We start from the raw sequence: 12,121 nt of genomic DNA on the forward strand, positions 1-12,121 counted from the left end.
AGGCCGCAGTTGCGTCAAAGCCCGGAAGAACAGGGAGAGTTTCGATGCTTGCCAAGTCAGTTTCCGCTTATCGCAGCGCGGTCGTTGCCCTTCTTGCCGGCTGCGTTGCGATCCCCCTAGCGGCGCAGCCCGCCGCTCCGGCGCCCGCGGCTGGTGCGGTTCCCCCAGCCAGCCCGGCCGCGGCGCCGGCAACCGATCCCAAGACCCTGCCGCTCGAGGAAGGCGAGGGCCGGGCGGTCGCGCTCAAGCTGGCCGACGAGCTGATCAAGTCGTTCGTCTTCCGCGACAATGCCGAGGATTATGCGGCGATGCTCCGCAAGAACGCCGCGGCCGGCCGCTATGACAAGGGCACTCGCGGCGAGCTCGCCACCATGATGACGGACGACCTGCTCGCGGTTCACAAGGACGGGCATTTGCACGTGATGCTTGCCCCGCCGCCGGAGCGGGCAGGCGCGGCAGAGGCTCCGCAGCGTCGCGGACCGCCGCCGGGCTGGCCGCCGCTGATCCAGGCCGCGAAGACGATCGCTCCGGGCATCGGCTACATCCGCTTCACCGCGTTCATGGGCACCGACGAGGAAGTGGCCGCGGTCCGAAAATGGCTTGCGGAGAACGCAAACGCCAAGACCCTGATCTTCGACCTTCGCAACCATCACGGCGGGGGCCTGGACGAGCAGGACGCGATCTTCTCCTACCTGTTCGCCAAGCCCACGCCGCTGGTGAAGATGGCAGTGGCCAAGGACCTGTTCGATCGCGGCGATTCACCGCTGGCGTCGGGCCCGACCCTGAAGTTCGAGGCGCAGGGCGACAAGATGGTCGCGACGCACACCGCCATTCCCGGCGCGGACACTCCGCTTCGCACCGCGAAGGTCTATCTGCTGGTGTCGAACAAGAGTGGATCGGCCGCCGAGCATTTCGCGCTGGCGCTCAAGTCGAGCGGCCGGGCAACGCTCATCGGCGAGGCGACCGCCGGAGCGAACCACTTCGGCGGCGGCCAGCCGCTCAATGAGCATTTCGGGGTGTGGATGCCGGTCGGGCGAACCTATGACATCAAGACGGGCAAGGATTGGGAAGGTGACGGGGTCGCTCCCGACATCGCCGCCGATCCCCGGCAGGCCTTGGTCGTGGCGCTGGAGAAGGCCGGGCTGAGCCATGACGAAGCGGTGAAGCTCGACGCGCAGGAAGTGCCGGGCGAGCCGGTGCATCGGGACAAGCTTCGGGCGCGCTAAGGCTCAGCCTTCGCAGCAGCCGCCTATTCACGACCGATGACGCGGTCGCCTTCCACTCAGTCCTGTCCTCCCCAACCGAGGGCGCGGACCATGGTGCTCAGAATGGACTGACGGGGTGACCGTTGTCGCCGCCCTGGGCCAGGATGGCGATTGCGATGAACACGGGAACGAAGAACAGCACTCCGATGCCCAGCCAATCAGGGTGCGGCTGCTGGTAACCCTGTTCCTGGAGCGCGGCGGAGCTGGCCGCCATTCCCGCGACAGCGGGGGACAGGGATGCAGATGGCGTTAGAGGCGCCGTACATGCAGCGCCTTGATCGCAATAGGCGGTCCTGGACTGTTCGCTTCCGAGAATGCTCAGCGAAACCAGCGGATCCAGCGCAGGTCCGGATCTCGCCGGCGCGGCATAAACGGCTTGTGACGAGAGGAGGGCGGCTGCGCCTGCCGCCAATAAGGAACTGCGGATCGTCATAGCCATCTCCCTGTTCCGACACAGGGGGCTGTGCTCTCATCCGAGCACCCGTCTCAATCAGGGTTTCGCCCGAGATCGCCGCAGAAATTCGAACTTCGGCAATCGGTCGAAGCGGACGCGGAATCACTTCGTCGCAATATATGCCTTGTACTTCGCCATCCTGGCCTTGTGCTGGCGCAAAATCTCCTCGTGTGCGGCCACGGCCCTGCCGAATTCGGCCAGTGCGCGGTCGGCATCCGCCTGCAGCGCCGCCTTCTTTCGCGCAACCTCATCCAGGGCGCTCTGGTACTCGGCGGCCGTTCGCGCCCGCTCCGCGAGCTCCGCCTCGTCGATGATCGTGACCGGCGTTCCAACCTCGGTCACGCCGTAGAGGAGCCTGGCAAAGTCCCTGGGCAACCGGATACAGCCGTGAGACGCCGAATAGCCGGGCAGGTGGCCGGCATGCATCGCGACACCCTTATCGGTGAGCCGCTGCATGTAGGGCATCGGAGCATCGTCATAGGTGCCCGACCGATGCATGAGCTCTTTCTGGAGGATGGCGAACATGCCGGTTGGCGTCTCGCGCCCCTTGCTGCCGGTGGATATTGTCGAAGCGGCAATGGGCGCCGTACCTCGGTACGCCAGAACGCGCTGTGTGGTCAGATTGATCACAAGGGACAGTGGCCCGCTCGAAGCGGCCTCCGGCTCCCAGACAAATTGGCCGTTGCTCAGTCGATCTGCTCGCTCCATGACGGAGAGCTTCTGGTGTGTCACTGGCTGTGCGGTGGCCGCGACTGCAAGGCACGCCAGAAATCCGAATTCGATCAGCCGTTTCACCAATGACCTCGTTCAGGCTCTTCCCTCCCGAACAGGCCCCCGTTGGCGGGCCGCGCTTTACGGTGACCACGGGTGCCGGGCCATCCGGATAGTCATGGATGCAGACTGAGGAGCGGACGGCAGGGTGGAAGTCGCCGGATACTGAACGATCAGGCCAGCGCTTCCTCGATCAGCCGGCGGCTGTTGTCGAGGCCATAGAGGGCGATGAAGCTACCCATTCGGGGACCCTGCGATGAACCCAGCAGGGTCTCGTAGAGTGCCTGGAACCAGCTGCGGAGATTGTCCTTGCCGAAATGCTGCTTGCCCACTTCGAACACGAGATGCTGGATCGTCTCCGCGTCCGCATCCGCAGGTAGCTTCGCCAATTCCGAATCCAGGTCGCGTAGCGCCGCTGCTTCCTCCGCTGTCGGCGGGCGGCGCTTCAGATTGGGGACGACGAAGTCGCGAGCATAGTTGACGGCGAGGCCGATCAGCTGGTCGAGCTCCGCATCGCTCGCGGGCGAGGTGCCGGGCGCGTAGCGCTGGACGAACTTCCACGCGGTGTCGCGATCGTGAAGCCCGGGCAGGCTGACGAGGTTGAGCAGCAGTCCGTAGGTCAGCGGGAGAAGCTGTTTCGGCACCTTGCCGGCATGGATGTGGTGGACCGGGTTGCCGAGTTTCTGCTCGAGCGGCTGCTTGGGATAATTGGCCCGGAATTGCCAATATTCGTCGACCGCGCGCGGGATGACGCCGATGTGAAGGCTCTTCGCCTTCCTGGGCTCGCGATAGATGTAGAAGGCGAGGCTCTCCTCGGAACCGTAGCGCAGCCATTCCTCGAGGCTAAGCCCGTTGCCCTTCGACTTGGAGATCTTCTCGCCCTTTTCGTCGAGGAACATCTCATAATTGAAGCCTTCGGGCGGGCGGCCGCCGAGGATCCGCGCGATCTTTCCGGACTGGACGACGCTGTCGATAAGGTCCTTGCCGGCCATTTCGTAATCGACCCCGAGCGCAACCCAGCGCGCGGCCCAGTCGACCTTCCACTGAAGCTTGGCGTGGCCGCCGAGCGCCGATTGCTCGATGCGCTGCCCTTCATCCTCGAAGGCGATGATTCCCGCTTCGGCATCGACCACCTCGACCGGGACCTGGAGCACGATTCCGCTGGTCGGCGAGATCGGAAGGACGGGCGAATAGGTGCGGCGGCGCTCCTCGCGGAGGGTGGGGAGCATCACGCCCATCACTCCGTCCCAGTTGCGGAGCACCTGGCGGATCACATCGTCGAAACGGCCCGCACGGTAGCATTCGGTCGCCGAGAAAAAGTCGTAGTCGAACCCGAAGCGGTCGAGGAAGCTGCGGAGCATCGCATTGTTGTGAGCGGCGAAGCTGTCGTGGCTCCCGAAGGGGTCCGGGATGCGGGTCAGCGGCTTGCCGAGGTTGGCGTGGAGAAGCTCGGCGTTCGGCACGTTGTCGGGCACCTTGCGGAGCCCGTCCATGTCGTCGCTGAAGGCGATCAGGCGCGAGGGCGCCCCGGTCAGCTCCTCGAATGCCCGGCGGACGAAGGTCGTTCGCAACACCTCGTTGAAGGTGCCGATGTGCGGCAGTCCGGACGGGCCGTAGCCGGTTTCGAATATGACCGGCTGGCCATCGGGCTTGCCGTCCGGCCAGCGCTTCAGGAGCTTGCGCGCCTCCTCATAGGGCCAGGCCTTCGACTGCATCGCGGCAGAACGGAGGGTTTGCGCGTCCAAACTCGTTGCTCTTCTGTTCTCGTGCGGCCAAGGTCGGGATGTGCCCGCTCCATTGCCCCTTCCAGCACTTCACGCAACCCACGCCGGAATCTGGCTTGCCGATGCGAGCGGTGAGGTTCGCGAGGCGACAAGGGGGGAGGCTATCGCCCGGGCCGCGGAAACCCCGCACATCATCCTCAACGCGCCGCTGGTCGGCCAGAGGCTCGGCTATGCGGAGCTTTCCGGCCTCGACGTGCTGGAACTGTTCGCCTTTCTTCATCCGGCGCGCTTCGTCGTCCCTACACCGGCGGGGCTTAGCCGGGTGGTCGGGCTCGAGCCGCCGGCGAGCGAGGCCGAAGCCGTGGGAGCGCTTCAGCAGATCGCGGCGAGGCTGCTGGACCGGCTCGCGGATCCCCACTGGCCCGAGCGCGAGGGCGCGTGGACCGTGAACGCAAGCCTCCACCGGCTCGGCTGGGGCTGGGCGCCGCTGGTCGGGACCCGGCTGGAGCGGCCCGAGCGCGGGGAGCGAATGCTATTCTCGCGGCTTCCGCAATGGGAGGAATCGGGCGACCGCCCGCCGCCGCTCGCGACCAAGGTCGATCCGGGAGAGGCGGAGGCACGGCTGGGCGCTTTGACCGGCAAGTCGGCGGAGCCGAGGGAAGGGCAGAAGGCCATGGCCGCGGCGGCCGCGAGCGTGTTCGCTCCGCGCCGGTCGCGCGACGGGCCGAACATGCTGCTTGCCGAGGCAGGCACCGGGATCGGCAAGACCCTCGCCTATCTCGCGCCGGCATCCATCTGGGCGGAGCGGTCCGCGGGCACGGTCTGGGTTTCGACCTTCACCAAGACGCTGCAACGCCAGCTCGATTCGGAAGGGCCGAGGCTGTTCGCCGACGCGAAGGAGCGGGCCCGGCGGATGGTGATCCGCAAGGGCCGCGAGAATTACCTGTGCCTGCTCAATTTGGAGGATGCGTTGCAGGGCGGCTTCGCGGGCCGCGCAGCGATCCTCGCGCAGCTGGTCGGTCGCTGGGCAGCCTACAGCAAGGACGGCGACATGGTCGGCGGCGACCTTCCCGGCTGGCTGCCCAGCCTGTTCCGCCGCGCCGGTTCCGCGGCCCTGACCGACCGCCGCGGCGAATGCGTCTACGGCGGCTGCCCGCACTATCGCCGCTGCTTCATCGAGAGGGCCGAACGGGCGGGACGCGAGGCCGACCTGGTCATCGCCAATCACGCGCTGGTGATGATCAACGCCGCACGCTCGCGTGAGACCGCGCCGCAGCAGATCGTGTTCGACGAAGGTCATCACCTGTTCGACGCCGCGGATTCGACCTTCGCGATTGCTTTAAGCGGGCAGGAAGCCATCGAGATGCGGCGCTGGATCGTGGGGCCGGAAGGCCGCTCGCGCGGGCGAAGGCGCGGGCTTACCGCGCGGCTGATGGACGTCGCTTCCTACGATGAGGAGGGTGGCGCGGCGCTCGAGCAGGCGATCGACGCCGCCCGCGCCTTCCCCTCGGAAGGCTGGCTCGCGCGGCTCGCGGAAAGCTCGCCATTTGGCCCGATTGAGGCGCTCCTGTCGGAGGTGCGAGGGACGGTCTACGCGCGCTCGCGGGCGCAGGACGCGGGCTATGGGCTGGAGACCGAGCTCGCCGAGCCCGACGGCGCCCTGGTCGACAAGGCGGCGGCGGCGCTCGAAGCGCTCGAGGCTCTGCAGAGGCCGCTGGCGGTGCTGTCTCGGCGATTGGAGGCCGTGCTCGAGGACGCGCCCGACTGGCTCGACACCCAGGCTCGGGCGCGCGTCGAGGGCGCGATCAACGGCCTCGGGTGGAGGCGCGAGACGCTGGTCGCGTGGGGCGCCCTGCTCGCGCGGATCGGCGGAGCGGCCGATCCGGATTTCGTCGATTGGCTCGCCGTCGAGCGGGTGGACGGGCGCGAATATGACGTCGCGATCAATCGCCGCTGGCTCGACCCGACGCGCCCGCTCGCGCAGGTCGTGTTGAAGCCCGCCCAGGGGGTGCTCGTCACCTCGGCGACATTGCGGGGCGGCGACGGCTGGGAGGCCGCCGAGCAGCGCACCGGCGCGGCGCACATCGACAGCTCGGTCGGACGGTTCGAGGCGGATAGCCCCTTCGATTACGGCGCCTGTTCCGAAGTTCTGATCGTCACCGACATCCGCAACGGCGACCTCGCGGCGCTCGCGGGCGCCTATGCGCGCCTGATCGAGGCGGCGAAGGGCGGGACTTTGGGCCTGTTCACCGCGATCCAGCGGCTGAAGGCGGTTCACGCGCGGATCGCCGACCGGCTCGCGAGGGCCGGCCTTCCCTTGCTCGCCCAGCACGTCGACCCGATCGACCCCGGAACACTCGTGGACATCTTTCGCGACGATCCCCGCGCTTCGCTGCTCGGCACCGACGCTCTTCGCGACGGGGTCGACGTTCCGGGCGAATCCTTGCGGCTGGTGGTGCTGGAGCGGGTCCCCTGGCCTCGCCCGACGGTGCTCCACGCCGCCCGGCGGATGGCGAACGGCGCTAGCGCCTATGACGACCGCGCCGTTCGAGCCCGGCTTGCGCAGGCATTCGGCCGGCTGATCCGCCGCGAAGGCGACCGGGGCATATTCGTGATCCTGTCGGCGGCGATGCCGTCGCGGCTTCTTCGGGCATTTCCGCCCGGAGTTCCGGTCAGCAGGGTACCGCTTGACGAGGCGATCGAACGGGTGCGGGCGTCGCTCGAGCGCGAGGGCGGCGAGAGAGTCTCAGTCGTAGAGAGCGGAAGCGAGGCTGTCGCGGATTTCGATTAGGCGCTCGACGTTCACCGTCGGGCGGGGCTCCGGCTGCGGCTGAAGCGCCTCCGGCTGAAGCCCGGGCTCTGCCGGCCGATCCACATATTTGATGCCGACCTGGGGCGACTCGTCCTCGCCGCTGCCGCCGCGACCGCTGAGCACCTTCTGCACTCCTCGGATCGTGTAGCCTTCCTCGTTCAGCAGGCGGTGGATCCGGCGAGTAAGCTCGACGTCGGCTGGGCGGTAATAGCGGCGGTTACCTGCGCGCTGGAGCGGACGAAGCTGCGGGAACTTCGATTCCCAATAGCGCAGGATGTGCTGGGCGACGCCCAGCTCGGCGGACAGCTCGCCGATTGTCTTGAAGGCTCCTGGCGCCTTCTCGGCCATTGATTACTTGGCGATCCGGTCGCGAAGAATCTGGCTTGCGCGGAAGGTCATCACCCGGCGCGGAGCGATCGGAACCTCGACCCCCGTCTTCGGATTGCGGCCGACCCGCTGGCCCTTGTCGCGCAGGATGAAGCTTCCGAATCCGGAAATCTTCACATTCTGCCCTTCCGAAAGGGCGTGGCACATGTGGTGAAGGACGCGCTCGACGAAGCTCGCCGATTCGGCGCGCGAAAGGCCGAGGTTCCGATGGACCACGTCAGCCAGGTCGGCACGAGTCAGAGTGCCGTTCAAACCGGTCTGCCCGATCCTTGCGATGCCCAAGTCGGCCATGTTCTTCTCCCGCCCCCAATTATCCCGATTCCGGTCCATGACCGTAACGGAAACGTCGCGTGTCGGCAATTCGACTTTTCGCCGAATCTCCAAATTTCCTCAGTATTTGAGCGCTGCAGCGCCCCATGTAAAGCCGCCGCCCATCGCTTCCAGGATCACGATGTCGCCGCGCTTGATCCGTCCGTCGCGAATGGCCGTATCGAAAGCCAGCGGCACCGACGCCGCCGAGGTATTGGCGTGTTTGTCGACGGTGACGATCACTTTCTCACGCGGGAGGCCGAGCTTCCTGGAGGTGGCATCGAGAATCCGGGCGTTCGCCTGGTGCGGGACCACCCAGTCGACGTCCGCCGGGGTCAGTCCGGCCGCCGCCAAGACCTCTGACAGGACCTCGGCGAGGTTGATCACGGCGTGGCGAAACACCTCGCGCCCCTTCATCCTCAGCTTGCCGACCGTGCCGGTCGTGGAAGGCCCGCCGTCGACAAACAGGAGGTCGTTGTGGCGGCCATCGGCATGGAGGCGGGTGGCAAGGATGCCGTCCTCCGATTCCTTCGCTTCGAGCACCAGGGCCCCGGCACCGTCCCCGAACAGGACGCAGGTCGCCCGGTCCTCCCAGTCGAGAAGGCGGCTGAACGTCTCGGCGCCGATCACCAAAGCTCGCTTGGCGGTGCCGGAGCGAAGCATCGAGTCGGCGACGGTCAGCGCGTAGAGGAAGCCGGTGCACACGGCGTGAACGTCGAAAGCGACGCAATCGTCGATTCCGAGCATCGCCTGCACCTTGGTCGCCGACGACGGGAACGTCTGGTCAGGCGTCGCGGTCGCAAGAACGATGAGGCCGATGTCTGTCGGAACCAGGCCCGCCTGCTCCAGCGCGCTCAGCGCCGCGTCCCGAGCTAGGGTCGCGGTGGTCTCGCCTTCGCCGGCGATATAGCGGCTGCGGATCCCGGTTCGCTCGACGATCCAGCTGTCGGAGGTATCGACGGTTTCAGCCAGCTCGTCATTGGTGACCCGGCGCTTGGGCAGCGCCGAGCCGACTCCCGCGATGACCGACCGCATCGTCACTCCGCTGCCTCGTGGTTGAAGGCGTGGGCGCGGAAGTCGTCGAGATCCTCGCCGATCTTCCGGGTGATGTCGTTACGGACCATCCGGTCGGCGACCCTGATCGCGTTGGCGACGCCCTTCGGGCTCGCTCCGCCGTGGCTTTTGACCACGAGGCCGTTGAGCCCGAGGAAGACCGCGCCATTGTGGTTGTTCGGGTCGAGGTGGACCTTGAGCAGGTTCAGCGCCGGGCGGGACAAAGCGAAGCCCGCCTTCGACCGGAGCGAGCTCTTGAAGGCGCGACGAAGGAGGTCGGTGACGAAGCGGGCGGTGCCCTCGGCGGTCTTGAGCGCGATATTGCCGGAGAAGCCGTCGGTGACGACGACATCGATATTGCCGCGTGACAGCTGGTCGCCCTCGGTGAATCCGTCGAACGACAGAGGCAGATAATCGGCCTCGCGAAGCAGCGCCGCGGCTTCCTTGAGCTCGTCGGTGCCTTTCAGCTCCTCCGTACCGATGTTGAGGAGCCGGACCCTCGGCTTGTCGATCTTGAGTCCGCAGCGGGCATAGGCCGCGCCCATGACGGCGAACTGGACCAAATTCTGGGCGTCGCACTCGGTGTTAGCGCCGAGGTCGAGCATGACTACGTCGGTGTCGCCCATGGTCGGCAGTAGGGCCGCGAGGGCGGGCCGGTCGATCCCGGGCATGGTGCGGAGCGCGAGCTTCGACATCGCCATCAGTGCGCCGGTGTTGCCTCCGGAAACCGCTGCGTCGGCGAGCCCGTCCTTCACCGCCGCGATCGCCATTCCCATCGAAGTGGTGCGGGCGCGGCGGATGGCCTGGCTCGGCTTTTCCGTCGCCGCGATGGCTTCGGGCGTGTGGTGGATTTCGACCGCATCGCCGATGGCCGAATGCTTCGAAAGCTCCGGAGCGATCACCCTTTCGTCGCCGAAGACGAGGAAGCGGAGGGCGGAGTCGCGGCGGAGCGCTCGAGCGATGCCGGCGATCATCGCCGCCGGGCCGCTGTCTCCACCCATTGCGTCAATGGCGATCCGAGGCGCTGCGTCCATTAGTGCAGGCCCTTCCGCGCTCGTGACTTAAGCCTCGTCCTTGACGATCTCGCGGCCGTTATAGTGACCGCAGGCCGAGCACAGGTTGTGCGGCAGCTTGAGCTCGCCGCAGTTCGGGCACTCCTGGAACTGCTTGGCTTCAAGCGCATGATGGCTGCGGCGCATGTTGCGCTTGGAGGGCGAAGTTTTTCTCTTGGGGACAGCCATTGCGGCACCTGTATGATTTCGTAAAAAAATTGGCGACGATCTGCGCCGATTTCCAGCGGATTACTCCGCGGCGGCGGCCGGATCGTCGCGAACCGCGGCTCCTATAGCGCGTGGAGCAGCCGTTGCAAGGGTAGCTAGGCCGCGGCGAGCACCGAATCACCCACCAGCGGGTTGGTCTGCCGCTCATGCCCGAAGGTCGACATCGGTCCGTGGCCGGGCACGAAGGCGGTGTCGTTGCCCATCGGCCATAGCTTATTCGTGATCGAATCGACCAGCTGCTGGTGATTGCCCATGGGAAAGTCCCATCTGCCGATCGAGCCCTTGAAGAGCACGTCCCCGACGATCGCCAGCTTCGACTGCGGATGGTGGAAGACGACGTGGCCCGGAGTGTGGCCGGGGCAGTGGCGGACGTCGAGCACCAGCTCGCCGACCGTGACGGTATCGCCGTCTTGGAGCCAGCGGTCGGGCTCGAACGGCACACCGCGGAGGCCCCAGCGTCGGCCGTCGTCGTCCAGGCGCGATATCCAGAAGCGATCTTCCTCGTGCGGTCCTTCGATTCGCACTCCGAGCTCCTTCGCGAAGATGCCCGCCTCTCCGGCATGGTCGATGTGGCCGTGGGTCAGGAGGATCTTCTCGATCGTCACGCCCGCCTGGGCGGCCGCGGCCTTCAGGCGCGGAAGATCCCCGCCGGGATCGACGAAGGCACCAAGCATCGTCTTCGTGCACCACAGCAAAGTGCAATTCTGCTGGAGCGGCGTAACGGGAGTGATGGCGGCCTTTAGCGGAGGCTCGCTCATTTCTCGTCGAACTCGGCCATCACCGGCGGCTCGTCCTTCATCGATCGAGCGGTCGCTTCTGCCTGGCGCAGCACTCGGAGCACGTTGCCGCCGGCGAGCTTGGCAAGATCCTTGTCGGACCAGCCGCGCCGGATCAGCTCGGCAAAGAGGTTCGGATAATCCTCTACGCCGTTCAGGCCCTCGGGCGTGGAATCGATTCCATCGAAATCGCCGCCGATGCCGACATGATCGTGGCCCGCGACGGCAACGATATGATCGATGTGGTTTGCGACGTCGGCTACCGTGGTGACCGGCTCCGGGTGAGCCGCTTCCCACGCCTTGAGCCCCGCCTCGACCGCCGCCTCACTTTCGCGATGGATCGCCTTCAGCCGGGCTTCCTCGCCGCTGCGCTCGGCGCCCCAGTTCCACACCGCATCGGAAAGGAAGGAGGGCACGAAGTTCACCATCACCACGCCGCCGTTGGCCGGTAGCAGCCGAAGGACATCATCGGGGACGTTGCGCGGGTGGCCGCCGACGCCGCGCGCCGACGAGTGCGAGAAGATCACCGGTGCGCGGCTCGCGCCGATCGCATCCTTCATAGTCGCGGGAGCCACGTGGCTGAGATCGACGAGCATGCCGATCCGGTTCATCTCGTGGACGACGGTCTCTCCGAACGGGATGAGCCCGTCATACTTGGGATCGTCGGTGGCGCTGTCCGCCCACTCCGTCGTCTGGTTGTGGGTCAATGTCATGTAGCGCGCGCCGAGATTATAGAACTGGCGAAGCGCAGCGAGGGAGCCGCCGATCTGGCGCCCGCCCTCGACCCCGATCAGCGACGCGATTTTGCCCTTGCGATGGATCCGGACGATGTCGTCGGCGGTGCCGGCCAGCTCAAGGTCATTGGGATAGGCCTCGATCATCCGCCGGACCACATCGATCTGCTGGATCGTCTGCCGGATCGCTTCGTCGCCGGTGACGGTGCCATTGATGTAGACGGACCAGAACTGGCCGCCCACGCGCCCCTGATGAAGGCGCGCCATGTCGGTCATCAGCGGATGAGGCTGGCGCTGGTCGGTACCGCTCGCGAGCCCTTCGACGCTGCGCTTGTAATTTTCCGCCGACTGCTCGGCGATATCGTTGTGCCCGTCGATCAGCGGCGTGCGCTTAAGGATCCGATCGATGCGCGCCATCGTCTTGGCGTCGATCGGCTGCGCGGCAACCGGCGTTGAAGCAATGGCGAGGGCGGCGGCGGCGATGAGGAATGGCATGTATGTCATGGCGGCGGGTTTAAAGCAGTAAGCGACACGTTCAATTGGGCTTGTGTCGAAG

General features: G+C 66.4%; 12 protein-coding genes. 2 read left to right on the forward strand and 10 right to left on the reverse strand.

Annotated features, from left to right (window positions below; translation table 11 throughout):
• The first annotated feature begins 44 nt into the window (after nucleotides 1–44).
• Nucleotides 45–1,226: a S41 family peptidase gene (locus tag LZ519_RS09730; protein ID WP_249868477.1), complete on the forward strand. Its 1,182-nt coding sequence runs from the start codon at nucleotides 45–47 to the stop codon at nucleotides 1,224–1,226.
• A gap of 97 nt (nucleotides 1,227–1,323) precedes the next feature.
• On the opposite strand, the gene LZ519_RS09735 is transcribed toward LZ519_RS09730, so the two are convergent.
• From LZ519_RS09735 to LZ519_RS09745, 3 genes are all read right to left on the reverse strand, one after another.
• Entirely contained in the window at nucleotides 1,324–1,479 is a 156-nt protein-coding gene (locus tag LZ519_RS09735) for a hypothetical protein (RefSeq protein WP_249868478.1), read from the reverse strand.
• Nucleotides 1,480–1,821: 342 nt separating this feature from the next.
• Nucleotides 1,822–2,514 (reverse strand): L,D-transpeptidase family protein, encoded by a 693-nt coding sequence (locus LZ519_RS09740; RefSeq protein ID WP_249868479.1) that lies wholly within the window; start codon nucleotides 2,512–2,514, stop codon nucleotides 1,822–1,824.
• A gap of 149 nt (nucleotides 2,515–2,663) precedes the next feature.
• Nucleotides 2,664–4,205: a lysine--tRNA ligase gene (locus LZ519_RS09745; protein ID WP_249868915.1), complete on the reverse strand. Its 1,542-nt coding sequence runs from the start codon at nucleotides 4,203–4,205 to the stop codon at nucleotides 2,664–2,666.
• A gap of 70 nt (nucleotides 4,206–4,275) precedes the next feature.
• On the opposite strand from LZ519_RS09745, the gene LZ519_RS09750 reads away from it, so the two are divergent.
• Entirely contained in the window at nucleotides 4,276–7,005 is a 2,730-nt protein-coding gene (locus LZ519_RS09750) for an ATP-dependent DNA helicase (RefSeq protein WP_249868480.1), read from the forward strand.
• Here the strand turns inward: LZ519_RS09750 and LZ519_RS09755 are convergent.
• The 7 genes from LZ519_RS09755 to LZ519_RS09785 all read right to left on the reverse strand — a co-directional run bounded on the left by LZ519_RS09755 (nucleotide 6,961) and on the right by LZ519_RS09785 (nucleotide 12,069).
• On the reverse strand, nucleotides 6,961–7,374 hold the full coding sequence (locus LZ519_RS09755) for a MerR family transcriptional regulator (RefSeq protein WP_249868481.1): 414 nt from the start codon (nucleotides 7,372–7,374) through the stop codon (nucleotides 6,961–6,963). The genes LZ519_RS09750 and LZ519_RS09755 overlap by 45 nt on opposite strands.
• A 3-nt stretch (nucleotides 7,375–7,377) precedes the next feature.
• On the reverse strand, nucleotides 7,378–7,704 hold the full coding sequence (locus LZ519_RS09760; protein ID WP_249868482.1) for an integration host factor subunit alpha: 327 nt from the start codon (nucleotides 7,702–7,704) through the stop codon (nucleotides 7,378–7,380).
• Nucleotides 7,705–7,803: 99 nt separating this feature from the next.
• Complete coding sequence (locus tag LZ519_RS09765) at nucleotides 7,804–8,757, reverse strand: beta-ketoacyl-ACP synthase III (protein WP_249868916.1); 954 nt, start codon at nucleotides 8,755–8,757, stop codon at nucleotides 7,804–7,806.
• A 2-nt stretch (nucleotides 8,758–8,759) separates the two neighbouring features.
• Nucleotides 8,760–9,809: a phosphate acyltransferase PlsX gene (gene plsX, locus LZ519_RS09770; RefSeq protein ID WP_249868483.1), complete on the reverse strand. Its 1,050-nt coding sequence runs from the start codon at nucleotides 9,807–9,809 to the stop codon at nucleotides 8,760–8,762.
• Between the two features lie 27 nt (nucleotides 9,810–9,836).
• Nucleotides 9,837–10,016, reverse strand: coding sequence for a 50S ribosomal protein L32 (gene rpmF, locus LZ519_RS09775; protein WP_249868484.1), 180 nt, complete (start codon nucleotides 10,014–10,016; stop codon nucleotides 9,837–9,839).
• A gap of 134 nt (nucleotides 10,017–10,150) precedes the next feature.
• Nucleotides 10,151–10,813 (reverse strand): MBL fold metallo-hydrolase, encoded by a 663-nt coding sequence (locus LZ519_RS09780; protein ID WP_249868485.1) that lies wholly within the window; start codon nucleotides 10,811–10,813, stop codon nucleotides 10,151–10,153.
• Nucleotides 10,810–12,069 carry a dipeptidase gene (locus tag LZ519_RS09785; protein WP_249868486.1) on the reverse strand — a complete coding sequence of 420 codons (1,260 nt, stop codon included), beginning with the start codon at nucleotides 12,067–12,069 and terminating at the stop codon, nucleotides 10,810–10,812. Before LZ519_RS09785 ends, LZ519_RS09780 begins: the two co-directional genes overlap by 4 nt.
• Nucleotides 12,070–12,121: the final 52 nt, after the last annotated feature.

The sequence above is a fragment of the Sphingomonas anseongensis genome, assembly GCF_023516495.1.
Classification (GTDB): Bacteria; Pseudomonadota; Alphaproteobacteria; order Sphingomonadales; family Sphingomonadaceae; genus Sphingomicrobium; species Sphingomicrobium anseongensis.